Annotated in this window: 18 protein-coding genes and 1 riboswitch; of the genes, 14 read left to right on the forward strand and 4 right to left on the reverse strand. The window is 53.8% G+C overall.

Annotation, left to right across the window (positions count from 1 at the left end):
* Positions 1–12 precede the first annotated feature (12 nt).
* Genes JI62_RS05175 through JI62_RS05200 form a run of 6 tightly spaced genes read left to right on the forward strand, consistent with a single transcriptional unit; the run spans position 13 to position 5126 of the window.
* Positions 13–576: a TRAP transporter small permease gene (locus JI62_RS05175; protein WP_088699137.1), complete on the forward strand. Its 564-nt coding sequence runs from the start codon at positions 13–15 to the stop codon at positions 574–576.
* On the forward strand, positions 573–1832 hold the full coding sequence (locus JI62_RS05180) for a TRAP transporter large permease (protein ID WP_088699138.1): 1260 nt from the start codon (positions 573–575) through the stop codon (positions 1830–1832). The genes JI62_RS05175 and JI62_RS05180 overlap by 4 nt, the downstream gene beginning before the upstream one ends.
* Before the next feature lie 7 nt (positions 1833–1839).
* Positions 1840–2721: an NAD(P)-dependent oxidoreductase gene (locus tag JI62_RS05185; protein ID WP_205737490.1), complete on the forward strand. Its 882-nt coding sequence runs from the start codon at positions 1840–1842 to the stop codon at positions 2719–2721.
* 9 nt (positions 2722–2730) lie between these two features.
* Entirely contained in the window at positions 2731–3582 is an 852-nt protein-coding gene (locus JI62_RS05190) for a sugar phosphate isomerase/epimerase family protein (protein WP_088699140.1), read from the forward strand.
* A gap of 12 nt (positions 3583–3594) precedes the next feature.
* Positions 3595–4347, forward strand: coding sequence for an SDR family NAD(P)-dependent oxidoreductase (locus JI62_RS05195; RefSeq protein ID WP_088699141.1), 753 nt, complete (start codon positions 3595–3597; stop codon positions 4345–4347).
* A 59-nt stretch (positions 4348–4406) separates the two neighbouring features.
* Complete coding sequence (locus JI62_RS05200) at positions 4407–5126, forward strand: FadR/GntR family transcriptional regulator (RefSeq protein ID WP_088699142.1); 720 nt, start codon at positions 4407–4409, stop codon at positions 5124–5126.
* Positions 5127–5250: 124 nt separating this feature from the next.
* On the opposite strand, the gene JI62_RS05205 is transcribed toward JI62_RS05200, so the two are convergent.
* On the reverse strand, positions 5251–5727 hold the full coding sequence (locus tag JI62_RS05205) for a 6,7-dimethyl-8-ribityllumazine synthase (protein WP_088699143.1): 477 nt from the start codon (positions 5725–5727) through the stop codon (positions 5251–5253).
* Between the two features lie 97 nt (positions 5728–5824).
* A riboswitch (FMN riboswitch) is annotated at positions 5825–5993 on the reverse strand.
* A 228-nt stretch (positions 5994–6221) separates the two neighbouring features.
* On the opposite strand from JI62_RS05205, the gene JI62_RS05210 reads away from it, so the two are divergent.
* The 3 genes from JI62_RS05210 to JI62_RS05220 all read left to right on the forward strand — a co-directional run bounded on the left by JI62_RS05210 (position 6222) and on the right by JI62_RS05220 (position 10301).
* Positions 6222–7265, forward strand: a complete 1044-nt coding sequence (locus JI62_RS05210; RefSeq protein ID WP_088699144.1) for an AbrB family transcriptional regulator — start codon at positions 6222–6224, stop codon at positions 7263–7265.
* Between the two features lie 86 nt (positions 7266–7351).
* The gene (locus JI62_RS05215; protein ID WP_088699145.1) at positions 7352–9250 is read left to right on the forward strand and encodes an ABC transporter ATP-binding protein; all 1899 of its coding nucleotides are present in this window, start codon (positions 7352–7354) and stop codon (positions 9248–9250) included.
* 43 nt (positions 9251–9293) lie between these two features.
* Complete coding sequence (locus JI62_RS05220; protein WP_088699146.1) at positions 9294–10301, forward strand: zinc-dependent alcohol dehydrogenase family protein; 1008 nt, start codon at positions 9294–9296, stop codon at positions 10299–10301.
* Positions 10302–10384: 83 nt separating this feature from the next.
* Here JI62_RS05220 and JI62_RS05225 read toward each other — a convergent pair whose 3' ends face one another.
* Positions 10385–10651: a hypothetical protein gene (locus JI62_RS05225; RefSeq protein ID WP_088699147.1), complete on the reverse strand. Its 267-nt coding sequence runs from the start codon at positions 10649–10651 to the stop codon at positions 10385–10387.
* A gap of 173 nt (positions 10652–10824) precedes the next feature.
* Between JI62_RS05225 and JI62_RS05230 the strand changes: the two genes are divergently transcribed.
* Complete coding sequence (locus tag JI62_RS05230; protein WP_088699148.1) at positions 10825–11973, forward strand: hypothetical protein; 1149 nt, start codon at positions 10825–10827, stop codon at positions 11971–11973.
* A 40-nt stretch (positions 11974–12013) separates the two neighbouring features.
* Entirely contained in the window at positions 12014–12865 is an 852-nt protein-coding gene (locus JI62_RS05235; RefSeq protein WP_088699149.1) for a mechanosensitive ion channel family protein, read from the forward strand.
* Here the strand turns inward: JI62_RS05235 and JI62_RS05240 are convergent.
* Positions 12862–13596, reverse strand: coding sequence for a YebC/PmpR family DNA-binding transcriptional regulator (locus JI62_RS05240; protein ID WP_088699150.1), 735 nt, complete (start codon positions 13594–13596; stop codon positions 12862–12864). The two genes, JI62_RS05235 and JI62_RS05240, sit on opposite strands and share 4 nt — an antisense overlap.
* 236 nt (positions 13597–13832) lie before the next feature.
* On the opposite strand from JI62_RS05240, the gene JI62_RS05245 reads away from it, so the two are divergent.
* Together JI62_RS05245 and JI62_RS05250 are read left to right on the forward strand one after the other, a co-directional pair.
* A complete protein-coding gene (locus JI62_RS05245; protein ID WP_088699151.1) occupies positions 13833–14450 on the forward strand; it encodes a LysE family translocator in 618 nt (205 codons plus the stop codon).
* A 58-nt stretch (positions 14451–14508) separates the two neighbouring features.
* Positions 14509–15000, forward strand: coding sequence for a glutathione peroxidase (locus JI62_RS05250; RefSeq protein WP_088699152.1), 492 nt, complete (start codon positions 14509–14511; stop codon positions 14998–15000).
* A gap of 11 nt (positions 15001–15011) precedes the next feature.
* On the opposite strand, the gene JI62_RS05255 is transcribed toward JI62_RS05250, so the two are convergent.
* A complete protein-coding gene (locus JI62_RS05255; protein WP_088699153.1) occupies positions 15012–15398 on the reverse strand; it encodes a DUF7079 family protein in 387 nt (128 codons plus the stop codon).
* Between the two features lie 329 nt (positions 15399–15727).
* Here JI62_RS05255 and fabV point away from each other — a divergent pair, with 329 nt between their 5' ends.
* Positions 15728–16939, forward strand: a complete 1212-nt coding sequence (fabV, locus tag JI62_RS05260; RefSeq protein WP_088699154.1) for an enoyl-ACP reductase FabV — start codon at positions 15728–15730, stop codon at positions 16937–16939.
* The last annotated feature ends 23 nt before the right edge of the window (positions 16940–16962 follow it).

Here is a 16962-nt window from a genome sequence, read left to right on the forward strand (position 1 = left end):
AAGGGGCTTTTCATGACGCTCTCAACAGAGAGCCGCAGCAGTGAAGTGGGCGAGCCCACTTCACTGCTAGTGAGCTCAAAGCGTGTGATTTATCACATCTTCAAATGGGTATCCATCGTCGCCGTTGTGACTATCTTCGTGTCGCTATTACTGGGTGTGGTGGTTCGCTATGTGTTTTCTACCAACTTGGGCTGGGTAGCGGAAGTGCCCAACTTGGTTTTTCCCTGGTTAACCATGTGCGCCATCGTCGCCGCTGCGGCAAGAAACGAGCATATTGGCGTCGAGCTGGTAGTCGAAAAGCTGCCAAGACTACCGAAGAAGTTAGTGGTGTTGGCCGTCAACCTAATAGCAATGATCGCTTTTGGCTTCATGGCCGTTAACGGATTGGATGTCGTTGAAATTGCAGGCTCCCAGCGATTGCCGATAACCCGGATTGGTATGTCCTGGGCTTATTGGTCAGTCGTCGTTGGTTTTATGGGGTTAGCTGTTATTTCGTTCATCAACATCGCAATGGTGCTCACCGGGGGAGATCAATCCTCTGAACCTCAAGTTTCTCACGGGGAGGAAGGGATATGACGGCCCAGATGCTCATTGGCTTTGTCTTGTTGCTGTTAATGGCGATGCCGGTTGGTTACTCGCTGGTTATAAGCGGTTGGGCGGCACTATCCGTTTTTGGCCCTATGCCATCTAGTATGGCGGTTATGAAGATCTTTCAACCGACGCAAAGTTTCCCGCTGCTGGCGATACCCTTTTTTATACTCTCTGGTGGGCTGATGATGTCTGGCAAGCTAGGACAGAAGCTAGTGAGTTTAGCCTCCATGTTGGTGGGTAAATATCACGGCGGGCTTGGTCAGGTCACCGTGGTGGGCTCAACTGTCTTCGGTGGGGTCTCAGGGTCTTCGGTAGCGGAGGCGTCCGCACTGGGTTCCATGCTTATCCCGTGGCAAAAGAGAGAGGGGTATCCTGGCGCTTTCGGTGCTGCTGTTACCTCAGCCTCGTCTGTGATTGCTGGCCTGATGCCGCCTTCTATCCCGCTCATTTTGTTTGCTACTGTCTCTAACACCTCCATTGCATCACTGTTCATTGCCGCTGTAATTCCAGCGTTAATGCTTGCGGGTGGCATGATGCTGGCCTGCAATATCATTGGCAGACGTCGTGGGTTCCCCCGTCTTACACTCAAGTATACGAGCGCTGAAATAAAAAACACGCTGTTCACCGCACTGCCAGCGTTGCTGATGCCGGTATTTATCGTTGTGTTACTACGAGCGGGGATTGCCACACCCACAGAGGTGAGTGTCATTGCCGTTGCCTATGCGCTGGTGGTCAGTACGGTTATTTATCGGGATCTGACGGCTGAACGCGTCATGAGTGCGCTGGTCAACACAGTGATTACCACTGGCATTGTGATGCTCATCATCGCGGCGGCCAACATCATTGCTTACATTCTGACGTCAGGCGGTGTCCCACAGGCCGTCGCTCAATGGGCTGTCGAGTATCTAAAACACCCTATCTTGATCATTTTGGCGATCAACTTGCTGATGCTCTTTATCGGCATGTTCCTCGATTTGCCCGCTGCCATCCTATTGTTGGGGCCAACGCTGGTCTCCATCGCCAACGCGATTGGGCTAGATCTGGTGCAGCTTGGCATCATCATGTGCGTGAACCTCAGCATTGGTCTGTTCACACCTCCCATCGGTACCACTCTGTTTGTCTCTTCTGCTATTGCCCGTGAACGTATTGGCGCCGTGGTAAAGGAGCTGGGGCCTTTCTATTTGGTGGCCATTGTCGTGTTGCTGCTGGTCTCCTACGTGCCAGCGCTGATTATTTACTGAGGTGGTTATGCAAACTATCGCATTTGCAGGGCTTGGCGCCATGGGATGGCCTATGGCAACCCGGTTGAAAGAAGGTGGTTTCCAGGTGCTGGGTATGGATGCCGTTGAGTCAACGGAAACGGCTTTCAACGACCAGGTGATATCTCCCGAGCAAAAGCAGCGCGGACTGACCCGTTGCGAAGCACTTTTTATCATGGTGGTAAATGCAGATCAGGTGCGTTCTGTACTGTTTGGTACCAACAGTATTGAGTCGCTTAGGCAAGGTGCCTGTGTTGTCCAAATGTCGACCATTGCCCCGGGTGATGCGGCGGCTATCTCACAAGAAGTCGCGGCGATTAGGCCTGACCTTTACTTCATCGATGCCCCGGTGTCAGGTGGAGTGGTAGGTGCCGAGGCGGGTGAACTCACTATTATGGCAGCGGGCACCCAAGACGCTTTGTCGAAATGCCGTCAAGCGTTTGAAGTGTTGAGCAAAGTTGTATTTGAAGCTGGGGAGCGGCCGGGGCAGGGCGCGGCGATGAAGGCGGTTAATCAACTGCTATGCGGCGTGCACATTGCCGCCGCTGCAGAAGCGTTGGCACTGGCAGAGAAGAGCGGTATTAATGCCTCAACGATACTAACGCTGTTACAGGGCTCATCAGCTTCCAGTTGGATGCTGAAGGATCGTGGCCCTCGGATGATCGCTGAGCCGAGTGATATCACCAGTGTGGTCGATATTTTCTGCAAAGACATGGGCATTGTCTGCGACTCAGCCAAGGCCTCCAAGGCATTTACGCCACTGGCAGAAACCGCGCGTCAGCTATTTGTTGCCAGCGCTGAGCGAGGAGAGGGCAAGTTAGATGACAGCCAGCTGATTCGCACTTACCGACTGCTTAATGGAACGGCCTAAGGGGACACTATGCCCAGTTTTATATCTGTCAGTACCGCGGCTTACGACGGCTATGATTTTGATGTGATTCTGCCATCGCTAGCGCGGTGTGGCATAAGGAATGTGGAGTTTGCCTTTATCGATGGTTATGTAGAGGCCTTTACCGACAGCGATTTTACTGATGCTTTCGCAGCTGAGCTAAAAAGTGAAATGCAGCGCCTTGGCCAGCAGTGCCGCTATTTTTCCGGCCATATTGATTTGGGCATTGAAAACGCAGTCGCCAGGCTTGAAGCACGCTGTCGTTTTGCTGCGTCGTTAGGGGCCTCCTGTGTAATTACTAACGCTGCCACGCGCGAGCGCGCAGGCACCTTCTTTGCCCAGGCCGATACCCTGGCTGCAATTGCTCACAACTATGGTGTGCGCATTCTGCTTGAGAATCCCGGCAACGGCGTTCCCAACTTACTCGACCATGCCAGTGACGCGCCGGGCTTGCTTAAACAGCTGGACGCTCAGGCCTTCGGTATTAATTACGATATCGGCAATCTGTTAGCCCACTGCCCCGCTCGAGAACCGCTTGAAGATGCCCGTGCGGCGATGAATGTTGCCGACCATTTTCATCTTAAACCCTGTGTGCGCCGCGAGGATGGTATCGATTTCGTTCCATTGGGAGCAGGGGATGTGAATGACACTGCGCTAGCGGAGGAGCTTCTTCGCCAGAATAAGCCGTTTTCACTCGAGCTTCCATTCCGCCTTCATCGCGATGCCAATGCTCAACCTTGGCGCGATGAGCAACCACTGTCACTCGATGTCATCGAGTGGCGTATTTCCCGCTCTCTTATGAAGCTGGAGTCTCTTGACAAACAATTTACGACAAATCAATAAAAGGAGAACGTTATGCTACTTAAAGACAAGGTTTGTATCGTCACAGGCGCGGCAGGTGAGAAAGGCATTGGCTTGAGAACCGCGAAGCTCTTCTATGAAAACGGAGCTTCAATCGTCATTTCCGATATCAATCAGCAGGCTTGCGATCAGGTGCGCAGCGAGTTTGACCCTGAGCGCTCGCTAGTAGTGGTTGGAAACGTAGCGAACCGTGATGATTGCTTCAATTTAGCGAAGGCAGTCACGGATAAATTTGGCCGCATTGATGTGCTCATCAATAACGCTGGTATTACTCAGCCAGTGAAGTTCGAAGAGATCTTACCCGAAGACTATGATCGCATTCTGGACGTCAACCTCCGGGGCATGCTCTATATGTCTCAGGCTGTCGTGCCACATATGAAAACGGCGAAGTCAGGCTCAATTATTAATACCTCTTCGGTTTCTGCGCAGCGGGGTGGCGGTATCTTTGGGGGCCCGCACTACAGTGCTGCCAAGGCAGGTATGTTAGGGCTGGGCAAGGCTATGGCACGCGAGCTTGGTGCTTTTGGTATTCGTATTAACTCCGTCACGCCGGGATTAATTGCTACCGATATTACCGCTGGCAAGCTGGACGACCAGATGAAAGCCAAGATTTTAGAGGGCATCCCGTTGGCACGGATGGGCACTCCTGAAGATGTAGCCAAGGCCTTCCTGTTCTTGGCGAGTGACCTTTCCAGCTACATTACAGGGGCCACCCTGGATGTTAACGGCGGTATGCACATTCATTGATTATGCTAAGCTGCCCCTATACTTACGATACGGTATAGGGGTGGCGCTTGGATGATGTTATGAGTCAGATCGATCCGAATCTTTTGGATAGACTTAAGGAGTTTGTGTCGGTCTCCGAACTGTCTAAAGATGGCCGGTTAAAACTCCCGGCCGAAAGAGCGCTGTGTGAGCATTTTGATATGCATCGTTCGTCGGTTAGGAACGTCCTTTCTTTATTGCAAAGTCTTGGTTTCATCGAACGCAAGCAGGGGAGTGGTACTTTTCTTAAAATGCCCGAGCCTGTTTTTATCCAGCTCTATTTTGAGCTGGCGCTTAAGCTCAACTACATCTCCGTCGATCATCTTGAAACGGCACGTGAGATGTTTGAAAAAGAGATCGTGCAGGCTGCCGCGGTTAACCATCAGCCCCATGAGCTGAAAAGGCTTGAGTTACTCTGCGAAAAAATCGTGACGTCATCCGATGTTCTTGAAGGCATCCAGGCGGATTATGAATTCCATGAGCTTTTGGCCATTATGGCCAAAAATCCTGCCGTATTGATTATTTTCCAAGGGTTATCATCGGTACTGAAAAAAGTGCTTCATCAGCGCAGGATTTTGGCACGGCAATCTAAAGAAGCACACAAGAAAACTAACGAGACGCATATTGCGATTGTCGCTGCCGTCAAAACCCGTGACAGGGAGCTCGCGCGTCAAGCAATGCACGATCACTTTGAGACGTGGAATCAGCAGACGATGCGTAGCTTTCCGAAAGCCGAGGGGGCAGGCATGTTTGCCGAGTAAGTACTGCTGTTCGGCAAGTATCCTAAATGGCGATCAGGCTTCAAAAACGTCTTGATTGAGCCCGGTAGCGAGCAATCATTTAAACTGCCCGCTACCTAAGCGTATCCAGAGGTTAGGAAGTGACCTACCGTAGCCCTTGAATCCTTCGATGATTTTCCAGGGTCATGACCAACGCTTCAGCCGCTTCCTTGCCTTTGGCACGGAAATGATCAAAGAAAAAATCATGGTGGGTGCTGTGTTCATGAAAATGATGAGGCGTTAGCACAACCGAAAGAATGGGGATTTCGGTTTCCAGTTGCGCTTGCATCATGCCTTCAATGACCGCTTGAGCAACAAATTCATGCCGATAGATACCGCCATCAATGACAAAGCCTGCCCCCACAATGGCGCTGTAACGGCCAGTTTTGGCGAGCAGTTTCGCTTGAAGCGGGATTTCGTAAGCCCCTGCGACTTGGAATATCTCGACTTGGTCCGCTGAAAAGCCATGCTCGCCGGTAAGTTGAGCAAGAAAGGCTGTTCTGGCCTGAGTAACAATATCGTGGTGCCAAGACGCTTCGATAAAGGCAACGCGAGGGGATGAAGAAGGTTGGGTCTGATTCATGGTTATCCTTGATGGATTGTTTACCAGAACCAGGGCATGAGGCATCCAATAGCACAGCACCCGCATGCGTTGGAACGCTACGGGTAATATCACTAGGAAACCTTCTCTTTTATCCGGACTATGACCGTCGGCTTCGGGATCTCACCGAATCTGCTGTCCTCAACTGTCGGGTACACCCTTTGGCTGAGCGCTCGTGGGCTTGTCCGCATCTATTAAGATATGGCATTACCACCGGTGGGGACTTACACCCCGCCCTGAGAAAGTTCGCCATTACTGGCGGTGGGTATTATACGCTTGCTGGAGGGCTAACGGATACCGTTAGCATGACAAGAAAAGTTAATTCAGGATCACGGCTAAAAGCCGCTCCCAACCATAGAAGCGGCCCGTCTCCGCCACCCTAAAGCCCAAGTTGCTGGTTCAGTGGTAAACTACGATGCTCTTAGCAGGTTAATTATTATCTCAGGGGGCTGAGTGGTGAGATATAGGGAGGCAGTGTGAAGGGCATCATTCCGAATGCAGGGAGCGCTAAAGCGCTGTCAGTGTCGCTAATCGTTGGCGCCGCGGGTGGCACGCTGTTCCAACTCACCGGTTTGCCCCTGGCCTGGATGCTGGGCCCGCTGATTGCTAACCTGCTGGCCTCTTCACAAGGTGTTAAGGTCTCGGTACCCGAGCCTCTACGTAATGTCTTTTTAGCCGTCATGGGCCTGGTGCTGGGTAGCCAGGTCACGCCGCAGTTGGCGCATCGTGTGCTGGATTGGCCTGTTTCTGCCGCGCTATTGCTGCTGGGAGTGGCCGCTTCCACCGCGGTGGCTGCTGCCTGGTATCGGCGTTGCGGGTTTGATCCGGTTAGCGCTTGGTTTGGTGCCTCGCCTGGTGCTATGACGGCGATGATCCTGCTGGGTGAAAAGTGCGGCGGCGACCCCCAGCGTATCGCAGTGGCGCAGTCGCTGCGGATCATTTTAGTGATTCTGGTGTTGCCGCCGCTGTTTTGGGCCTATGAGGGTGGTGGCGAGGGCATCGGCCCTGTACAAAGTGGCTTGGAACATGGCTGGATGCTACTGATGATCCCGTTACTGTTGCCTCTGGGCCGATGGCTGCGCATTCCTAGCCCCGCTTTACTGGCGCCACTGCTGGTCGCTGCTCTATTATCCGGTGTTGATATTGCCAGCCTTGCACTACCGGAGTGGGGAATGAACCTGATGCTGTGGGTGCTGGGTAGCGCCATTGGTTCGCGCTTTCAGGGTATGACACGTCAGCTCTTTGGGCGCTATTTATGCCAGTCTGGCGTGGCGACACTGTTAGCGTTGCTTGTGCTGGCGCTATTTGCCGAGCTAATTCATCAGTTGCTAGGTGTCGGGCGGGATGTGGCGCTACTGGCGCTGGCACCGGGCGGTATTGGCGAAATGGCCATTTTGGCCGTGGCGTTAAATATTGATCCGGTATTTGTCGCCTTTCATCACCTGTTGCGTATGGTGACGCTGATGATTATTGCACCGTTCTGGGCGCGTTGGCTGCTGCGCCACTCCCATCCTTCATGACATTTTAACGACATCTACCCTCTGCACACTTACACATAACAAATTAAAGACCGTTAATACCAACGCCAGTAACGTAAGGAAGCCTCATGCTATCGCGTGTTTTACAGCCGTTATTTCGTTACTTTGAAACGCGGGTTAACCCCTATCCAGAAGGTAAGGTGGAAACGCCGCCCAAAGGGTTAATGCCCTTTATTGTGCACTTCTCACGGCCGATGTTGCCGCTGTTACTGCTTATGACGCTGTTTACAGCGCTAGTGTCGGCAGCGGAAGTGGTTTTTTTTAGCTACATGGGCCAACTGGTCGATTGGCTGGGCAACGTTGAACGGGCAGGCTTTTGGGCGGATAACGGCCTCTGGCTTGCTGGCCTGGGGTTGCTGCTACTGATCGGTTTGCCACTCTTGGTGCTGATGCAGTCACTTGTCACTCATCAGAGTATTTTCGGTAACTACCCAATGATTGGCCGCTGGTTATCCCACCGCCATATGCTGAGCCAGAGCTTGGCATTTTATCAGGACGAGTTTGCCGGGCGGGTGTCGCAAAAGGTGATGCAAACGGCACTGGCGATCCGCGAGACCGTTACCAAGGTGATGGATCTGCTGGTTTATGCCATCGTCTACTTCACCGGCGCGGCCTATTTGCTGGGCCGGGCAGATCTACTACTGCTGATCCCGCTGGGGCTGTGGTTAGTGGGTTATTTGGGGATCATGCGCTACTTCGTACCGCGCTTGCGGGATGTCTCCATGGCTCAGGCGGACGCCCGCGCCCAGATGACGGGCCGGGTGGTGGACAGCTACAGCAATATCCAAACTATTAAGCTGTTTGCAGATACTGAGCGGGAACAAGGCTACGCCAAGGATGCCATGGAAGGCTTTATGGTCACCGTTCACCGCCAAATGCGCTTGGTGACGATCATGAGCGTGGGGTTGACGCTGCTGAATACGGCGCTGTTGGTGGGCACTGCGGCCATGGCGATCAGCGCCTGGTACACGGAGGCGATTTCGCTAGGCGTGCTGGCGATTGCTATCGCGCTGGTGATGCGCATCCGCTTTATGTCTGACTGGATCTTGTGGGAAGTCGCCGGGCTGTTTGAAAATATCGGCACCGTCCAGGATGGCATGAACACCATCGCTCAGAAGCCCACGATCCACGATGCGCCCAATGCTAAAGCGCTTCAGGTTCCCCATGGCGAAATTGTGTTTGACGCGCTGCGCTTTCAATACGCCCAGGCGAAAGGGGAGAGTAAAAACGTCTTTGATGGACTAAGTCTGACCATCAAGCCCGGCGAGAAAATCGGTCTGATCGGCCGTTCAGGCGCGGGTAAATCGACTCTCGCCAATCTGCTGCTGCGTTTTTACGACGTGCAAGGTGGGCGGATTTTGATCGATGGGCAGAACATTGCCGAGGTGACCCAAACCTCCCTGCGCCACCAGATTGGCATGGTCACCCAGGACACGTCGCTGCTACACCGCTCGCTGCGTGACAACATCCGTTACGGCAGCCCCCACGCCAGCGACGAAGACGTTTGGAACGCAGTGTGCCGCGCCCATGCGGACACCTTTATCAATGATCTGGTCGACCCGAAAGGGCGCCGCGGGTTGGATGCTCATGTGGGCGAGCGCGGTGTGAAGCTTTCCGGCGGCCAGCGCCAGCGGATTGCGATTGCTCGGGTGCTACTCAAAAATGCCCCGATTCTGGTGCTGGACGAGGCCACCTCCGCGCTGGACTCAGAAGTGGAAGCCGCCATTCAAGAACAGCTGGATACCTTGATGGAAGGCAAAACAGTGATTGCCATTGCTCATCGGCTTTCCACCATTGCCATGCTCGACCGGCTGATTGTGGTGGATGAGGGCCGTATCGTCGAAACCGGCTCGCACCAGGAGCTATTGGCGAAAGGGGGTATCTATGCCAGCCTTTGGCAGCGTCAGTCGGGTGGTTTTTTAGGTCACGACCTTGATCTCGAAGAGAGTGCCCTCATCTCAAAATAGACCAGTCGTTTTTTTAACGACATGCGTTCAATAGGAGGTAGTGATGCAAGCCATTCAGCTTCGAGAGCCCGGCGGTTTAGACAAGCTAGAGGTCGTTGAACTAGCGGCCCCAGGTGAGCCTGGCCCTGGCGAAATTAAAGTACGCCTTCATGCAAGTTCCTTGAATTTCCACGACTACGCAGTGGTTGCCGGGATGATCCCGACAGAGCAAAACCGCATTCCCATGTCGGACGGCGCGGGGGTGGTGGAAGCGGTCGGCGAAGGTGTCAGCGAATTCGCCGTTGGCGACCGAGTGGTCTCAACCTTCTTCCCGCACTGGCTGGAAGGCCCGGCGAGAGTGGGCGATTTTCGCACCACGCCGGGCGACGGAGTGGATGGCTACGCGCGTGAGCAGGTGGTGCGCCCGGTCGAGTGGTTTACTCATCAGCCCAAGGGCTATAGCCACGCAGAGTCCGCTACCTTAACCACCGCTGGCTTAACCGCTTGGCGTGCGCTCGTCGTCGATGGCGGTATCAAAGCGGGGGATAGCGTGCTGGTGCTGGGCACTGGTGGGGTATCGATTTTTGCCCTGCAGTTTGCCCGCCTGATGGGCGCGCGGGTCATCGCGACCTCATCATCGAACGAAAAGCTGGCGCGGCTGCGCGAGATGGGCGCCGAGCACACCATCAACTACAAAGAGACGCCTGATTGGGGTAAGCGTGTCAAAGAGCTCACCAACGGCGAAGGCGTTGATCATATCGTCGAAGTGGGCGGCCCTGGTACGCTGCCACAATCCTTTGATGCGATTAAAATCGGCGGGCACATCGCCCTGATTGGCATACTCACCGGCCGTGAAGGTGAGCTGCCTACGGCCAAGTTAATGGCCAAACAGGCGAACTTGAAGGGCTTGATTGTGGGCAGTCGTCGCCAGCAAATAGAGATGATTCGCGCCCTTGAAACCCTTGATATGCATCCGGTCATTGACCGCGAATTCCCGCTTGCCGAGATCGCCGACGCTTTCCGCCATCAGGAGTCTGGCCAGCACTTCGGCAAAATCTGTCTGACGTTTTAAAACAGTTGGCTTACTTTCGAGGAAGTGAGTCATAGACAAACAGTTTGCACGCCTTGCGTATTTGCCGGGCGTGCAAGCGCAGACTATTCTGGTAAACGGCTGTAGACCACGCCCTTTACTTCAAGCTCCAGTATCTCGTCGTAGGGCACCATGACGCCTTCAACGTCACCCGGTGTGCGCTGGCTGTTCTTAATCTCGGTTTCAGGTATCACCTTCACGCCCATCAATCCAACGTGCTGGATTCTGGCACTAAAGCGATTGCCTTCATGCTCAATCAGCAGCCGTTCACCGGCAATACACTTCTCAAGCTTGGCGTGCAGCTCTGCTTCGCTAACGGGGACAACACTCATCGCTTTCTCCTTTTAGCTTCTGCTATTGCTTTCGCAATAAAAAATAGTCCGTTAAGTGCGCTAACTACTGCTTGTAAAGACTTTATTTTAGACCATAAGTTCGTATTGGAGATCAGCTGTTGGGCGCGCCGTGCTAAGGTTGATGTCTACCGCTAGCCAAAAGGGAAATAGTCATGGGGGAGCAACCATCGTGGGTGGATACGCCGCTTTGGGAGGTCGTGGAACTAGATCAATTTCGTACCCCCGAGCAGACCCAGGCGAGCCAGTGGCGACGTTCGTTACGTTCAATCTCAACGTGGTTGGGGGGCAAAAACAGCACTGAGCAGCAGGTGAAAGACGAAAGCGAGCTGCGTGCGCTACCTGAGGTGCGGCTAGCGCATTTAGTGCCGCCTATTGATTGGGCTCCCGCGGCGAGTGCATTGGGGCAGCAGCTAGAAGGCCAGGATGCGCCGGTAACGTTCTTTATTACCACGCCCTACAGCGGCCATGCTTCGGTGGTAACTCATTGGGCTGAAACGCATCAGGTTGCCTGCTTAGCGCCGCCCACGCTTAGCGAAATAGCTGAGGGTAGTACTCAGTGGGTAGAGCAGTGTGTCAATCAACGAGAATGGGCCATTCCCGCTCTGGAACGCTATTTTTTACGCCACACCCAGGGTATTCAGGGCGTTCGGGAGTTTCTTGAGCGTGCTTTAAGTGGACGTTTGGGCAAAGGAGTGATTGGTTGTGACAGCTGTACCTACGCTTTCCTTCAACATGTAATCGGTATTGATGGGGCGCCGGTATTTACCCTTCAATCCATGGAAGGCGAGCAACTGGCACGCTATTTTGCACAAATTGCGACCCATTCGGGGGAGCCACCGCCTGTTTACAGCACGCGAACCGATAAGCAGGTATTGTTCGACTCAGCATCTAATCAAAAGAGTAAGGCGCCTAATAAAGAACTGCAGCGCTTAGCGGCTCACTGCCGCGGCCATATAGGTCTTGCTTGGCACTATTGGCGCGAGCGGCTTCGTGAGCCAAAAGCAGGTGATGACGAGGCCCTGTGGCTAGTGGATGCCCTAGCAGAGGCGGAGCTTGCCGTTGATACCGGGGATATCGCCACGCTGGTGCTACATGCGCTAATGGTTCATGGCGGTCTGGATGACGACTCTTTGGGAGAAGTGCTGCCGTTCTCACACCATGAAGCACTCAATGCCCGTCTAGCCCTGCAGCGCAAAGGCATTGTTTCAAGCTGTGAAGGACGTTGGCAGATTGCACCTTTAAGCTACGCGAGCGTTCGGCAGTTACTAGAGTCGCGAAACTATCTAGTGGATCCTCTCTAAGCAGACCCGCTATAAGTGACAGGCCCGTGGAGGGCGACCCATGGAAGAACAGCAGAAATATGCGCGACTGTTTAACGATATCGATAGCCAAGCGCTGATTACCCTTGGGGTGGTGCTGCTATCAGCCATCGTACTGATTATTGTCAGCCAACGGGGGCTGAGCTGGATCGGCAACCGAATGCATGGTCAAGTTCGCTTTCGTATTTTTGCTCTGGTGCCGATGACGCGCTTGCTGATATTGATTACTGCACTTGCCATCATCGTACCGATTATTATTGAGCCGTCGCTGCGCAATATGGTGACCCTGTTGGGTGCACTGGGCTTAGCCATTGGCTTTGCCATGAAAGATTACGTGAGCAGCTTAATAGCGGGCGTTGTTTCGGCGGTAGAGCTCCCTTATCGACCCGGCGACTGGGTTCAAATTGAAGATACCTACGGCGAAGTCAAACACGTGGGCTTACGCACTGTTGACATCCAAACCCCCGACGATGATTTGGTCTATGTACCGCATTTAAAGCTGTGGGATCACGCCGTTTATAATGCCAACAACGGCGGTACCAGCCTGCAGTGCGTAGCGAGCTTTTATCTTCACCCTGAGCACGAGGCAGGCTGGGTGCGGAAAGCGCTGCGTGACGTAGCGCTGACCAGTGCCTACCTTAAATTCGACCAGCCGATCATTGTGGTGGCTGAGGAGAAGCCCTGGGGCACTCACTACCGCATACGCGCCTATCCGGTGGATCCCCGTCAGCAGTTTCTATTTATTACCGACCTCACCGTACGCGGCAAAACAGTGCTGAGTGCCGCGGGTGTGCAGTCAGCGATGTTGCCACCGGATGCGGCCTTGGATACCCGCAACGCGGTGGGGTCAGTTTACTCAAGAGGTGGTGACTAGCTATCACTCTCTGCGGGCAATTCACCGCTGTGATAGACGTTTTGCACATCGTCCAGCTCATTAAGCATGGCAAGAAACTTTTCAAACATCGCTACGTCATCGCCTTCCACCGGGGTGGTGGTTTGCGGGAGGAACTGAATCTCGTCCGCCTCAAAGTCAATCTCACCGAATGTATCCAGCAGCGCCTGCTTGGCTTTGGCATAGTCGGTGTGCGGAGCGAAAACGGTGATGCGCTCGCCCTCTTGCTCAATGTCGGTGACATCCACATCGGCTTCCATCAGTGCTTCAAGCACAGCCTCTTCATCGCTTCCAGCGAAGGAGAAGATGGCACAGTGGTCAAACATGTGGCTGACGCTGCCGGGAGTGCCGATTTTGCTCTTGGTTTTGGTGAAGCAGCCGCGCACATCGCCAAAGGTGCGGTTGGGGTTGTCTGTAAGGCAGTCGACAATCACCATCACATTGCCGGGGCCGAAGCCTTCGTAACGGGCGGGGGAGAAATCTTCGCCACCGGCGCCACTGGCCTTGTCGAGCGCTTTATCAATCACGTGAGAGGGCACCTGGTCTTTCTTGGCCCGCTCCATTAAGCCGCGCAGCGCCAGATTGCCATTAGGGTCAGTGCCGCCCGCTTTGGCGCAAACGTAAATCTCGCGTCCATATTTGCTGTAGACCTTGGTCTTTGCATCGGCCGTTTTGGCCATGGATTCCTTACGGTTCTGAAAAGCCCTACCCATGTTGCCGTCCTATTTTTTCTAGACCTATATTTTCTATATACCCCGCGCAATGAGCGGCGGGGCGGATGTTTTCAAAAGAGCGAATAAATCGCATAGAGCGAAAAGAGTAAATTTTACCCAACAGCGTACCATGCTAACAGCGTTATTTAAGGCGCTCGCCGAAGCATTGCTTGGCTTAGCGTATACTGACCGCCAGTCCCCTCAGGGTAATATCAACTCTTCAAGGAGAAACAGGCATGCCGTTGACACTCTGGCTATCACTCGCTGCGATTTGTGCCATGGGGGCTATGTCGCCGGGGCCGAGTTTGGCACTGGTGTTGCGCCATACGTTAGGCGGCGGTCGCTTTACCGGGGTGACGGCCGCCATCTTCCATGCTTTTGGTGTGGGCTTCTATGCGCTGCTGACTGTTTGGGGCCTAGGCGCCCTAATCGCCGGTTTTCCGCTGCTGTTCCAATTGATTACCTGGTTCGGCGCGGCTTACCTGGCATGGTTAGGGATTAAGGCGCTGCGCGCTGGTAGAGCCGGTGCTTTAGAGCCCAGTGCTGTCGCCACTAATCCTAGCCAGGCCGCTAAAGAGGGCGTACTGGTGGCATTAGGCAACCCGAAGCTGATTCTGTTCTTTGTTGCACTACTGAGCCAGTTTGTGACCCCGGAGATGAGTGGGGCCGCTAAAGCTATCATTGTATTAACGGCGATGATTATTGACGGGGGCTGGTACGTGTTGGTGGCGGTGGTGCTTTCTCACTCGCAGATTCTGCCCTGGCTGCAGCAGCGTGCCCACTGGATTAACCGCATCACCGGGGTACTTTTAATCGCACTGGCACTGCGTGTGGTTGCCGGGCCGCTGGTGTAAAAAGTCTAGCCGTGGCATGGTGATACCTATGCCGTTTGGGGTTTTGTGGGGCTGAGTGATGCAAATTTATGACAATGACTGCTATACCCACCAAGGGCTGCCGTTTAACTTACGTGCGCTGCGTGGCCAAGTGCTGCTGGTGGTTAACGTTGCCAGCCAGTGTGGTTTTACCCCGCAGCTAAGAGAACTCGAAACCCTTTTTCAGCGCTATCGGGATCGTGGCTTCACTGTACTCGGTTTCCCGTGTAATCAGTTTGGCCGCCAATCACCGGAAAGCGCCCAAGCGTTTTGTCAGTTTGGCGAAAAGCAGTTTGGGGTCAGTTTTCCATTGCTGGAGAAGGTTAAGGTCAATGGCCGTGACGCTCACCCTCTGTTTATCCATCTTAAGCGGGAGGCGCCTGGCGTGCTGGGTACGCAGTTGATCAAGTGGAATTTCACCAAGTTCCTGGTGGGCCGTGATGGCAAGGTGATTGCCCGCTTTGGATCGCGCGACCACGGGCGACCACTACGCCTGGCAGTGGAAGAGGCGCTTGATCAACGCTATCCATAGCGTTGAGGTTGCTAGGCTTTTTCGCCCCGAGAAACGGCCACGCGATTCATTAGCGCGTTCCAGCGGTGTCGCACCATCATGGTGGTTAGCCCTGAAAAAAGCGCCCAACTTTTGCGCCGCCAGCCTTTCAACCGCAGGTTGTGGCTTACCAACTGTTTCATCAGCTTGTAGTCGTCAAATTGTCGCCATTCGCTGGCGATTGAAAGCTGATGACGAGACATCACCGGTGCCATTTCCAGGCGGAACATCCATTCAAGCTCGTTAAGGGTCATATCGTAGCGCTCTATGACCTCGACCATACGCGCGTAATCGCGCTCGCTGGGCTCACGATCCAGCCACAGCGGGGCTAGCGCTAACCAAAGGTCGCCGCGTTCATCTACTAGCTGCTGTGCATTCATGCTCGTCTCTTGGTAAGTCGTTGCTGATATAAGCACCCGCATAAGTACCTACAACATAAGTGCCTACAATAAGTGTCTATATACATGCATAGATGGCTATCGTGACGCGAAAGCGTCGTTAGCTCAAGGGAGAATAATAGCTCAGCGGACAATAGCTTAATAGCGGACAGGGCGCCGCTAGACCGCTAGAATACTCCCTATGAGTCATAACACTGCCATGGCAAAAACGATCTCAAATACTGTGCCAAAAACTTTGGCACAGACTATGGCAAAACGATGTCGCTGGTTATGATGTCAAAAGCGAAATCAATCCGATAACGAGGTTCGATGTGATTATTAAACCCAAAGTGCGCGGCTTTATTTGTACCACTACGCATCCTATTGGCTGCGAGCAGAACGTTCGCGAACAGATTGAAGCGACCCGTGCTCGCGGCTTGGATAAGCAGGCTGGCCCAAAAAAAGTGCTCGTCATTGGGGCTTCAAGTGGCTACGGCTTGGCTGCCCGGATTACCGCGGCGTTTGGCTACGGCGCCGACACCCTGGGTGTGTTCTTTGAAAAGCCCGCCACCGACAAAAAGCCGGGCACCGCGGGTTGGTACAACAGTGCCGCTTTCGATAAGTTCGCCAAGCAGGAAGGGCTGTATAGCAAGTCGATTAATGGCGATGCCTTCTCCCATGAAGCGCGGGAAAAAGCCATTGAATTGATCAAGCAGGACATGGGCGAGATTGACCTGGTGGTCTACTCGCTGGCATCACCCGTTCGCAAACTGCCGGATAGCGGCGAAGTGAAACGCTCAAGCCTTAAGCCAATTGGCGAAACCTACCGTGCCACTGCTATCGATACCAATAAAGATGCGATTATCGAAGCGGAAGTGGAACCTGCTACCCAGCAGGAGATCGACGACACCATTACGGTAATGGGTGGCGAAGATTGGGAACTGTGGATGGACGCGCTTGACCAAGCGGGTGTGCTTGCTAAAGGTGCGCGGAGCGTGGCGTTTAGCTATATCGGCACTGAAATCACCTGGCCGATCTACTGGCACGGTGCGCTGGGTAAAGCCAAAGAAGACCTTGACCGTGCAGCAGCGGCTATCGATGCCAAGCTGAAAGAGAGCGGTGGCGGTGCCAATGTGGCGGTGCTCAAATCGGTGGTCACTCAGGCGAGTGCTGCGATTCCGGTAATGCCGCTGTATATCGCCATGGTCTACCGCATTATGAAAGAGCAAGGCCTGCACGAAGGCACGATTGATCAGTTGAACCGTCTATTCGGCGAGCAGCTCTACTCGGCCAAGGGGCTACGCGGCGAGTTCACTACTGACGACGTTGGACGCCTGCGTTTGGATGACTGGGAGTTGCGCGATGACGTTCAAAAGGCGTGTCAGGATCTTTGGCCGGAAGTCACCACTGAAAACTTATTCGAAATTACCGACTATGCTGGTTATAAGCACGAATTCTTGAAGCTGTTTGGCTTTGAGCGTGATGATGTCGATTACGATGCCGACGTCAATCCAGAGGTGACGTTTGATGTCGTGAATCTGTAAGCCATTCACAGAGGCGGTAGCGC

Source organism: Halomonas campaniensis (genome assembly GCF_002211105.1).
Taxonomy (GTDB): Bacteria; Pseudomonadota; Gammaproteobacteria; order Pseudomonadales; family Halomonadaceae; genus Vreelandella; species Vreelandella campaniensis_A.

Coding starts and splice junctions, on each gene's coding strand:
- JI62_RS05175 (WP_088699137.1), top strand. CDS start 13: ATGACGCTCTCAACAGAGAGCCGCAGCAGTGAAGTGGGCGAGCCCACT.
- JI62_RS05180 (WP_088699138.1), top strand. CDS start 573: ATGACGGCCCAGATGCTCATTGGCTTTGTCTTGTTGCTGTTAATGGCG.
- JI62_RS05185 (WP_205737490.1), top strand. CDS start 1,840: ATGCAAACTATCGCATTTGCAGGGCTTGGCGCCATGGGATGGCCTATG.
- JI62_RS05190 (WP_088699140.1), top strand. CDS start 2,731: ATGCCCAGTTTTATATCTGTCAGTACCGCGGCTTACGACGGCTATGAT.
- JI62_RS05195 (WP_088699141.1), top strand. CDS start 3,595: ATGCTACTTAAAGACAAGGTTTGTATCGTCACAGGCGCGGCAGGTGAG.
- JI62_RS05200 (WP_088699142.1), top strand. CDS start 4,407: ATGAGTCAGATCGATCCGAATCTTTTGGATAGACTTAAGGAGTTTGTG.
- JI62_RS05205 (WP_088699143.1), bottom strand. CDS start 5,727: ATGAATCAGACCCAACCTTCTTCATCCCCTCGCGTTGCCTTTATCGAA.
- JI62_RS05215 (WP_088699145.1), top strand. CDS start 7,352: ATGCTATCGCGTGTTTTACAGCCGTTATTTCGTTACTTTGAAACGCGG.
- JI62_RS05220 (WP_088699146.1), top strand. CDS start 9,294: ATGCAAGCCATTCAGCTTCGAGAGCCCGGCGGTTTAGACAAGCTAGAG.
- JI62_RS05225 (WP_088699147.1), bottom strand. CDS start 10,651: ATGAGTGTTGTCCCCGTTAGCGAAGCAGAGCTGCACGCCAAGCTTGAG.
- JI62_RS05230 (WP_088699148.1), top strand. CDS start 10,825: ATGGGGGAGCAACCATCGTGGGTGGATACGCCGCTTTGGGAGGTCGTG.
- JI62_RS05235 (WP_088699149.1), top strand. CDS start 12,014: ATGGAAGAACAGCAGAAATATGCGCGACTGTTTAACGATATCGATAGC.
- JI62_RS05240 (WP_088699150.1), bottom strand. CDS start 13,596: ATGGGTAGGGCTTTTCAGAACCGTAAGGAATCCATGGCCAAAACGGCC.
- JI62_RS05245 (WP_088699151.1), top strand. CDS start 13,833: ATGCCGTTGACACTCTGGCTATCACTCGCTGCGATTTGTGCCATGGGG.
- JI62_RS05250 (WP_088699152.1), top strand. CDS start 14,509: ATGCAAATTTATGACAATGACTGCTATACCCACCAAGGGCTGCCGTTT.
- JI62_RS05255 (WP_088699153.1), bottom strand. CDS start 15,398: ATGAATGCACAGCAGCTAGTAGATGAACGCGGCGACCTTTGGTTAGCG.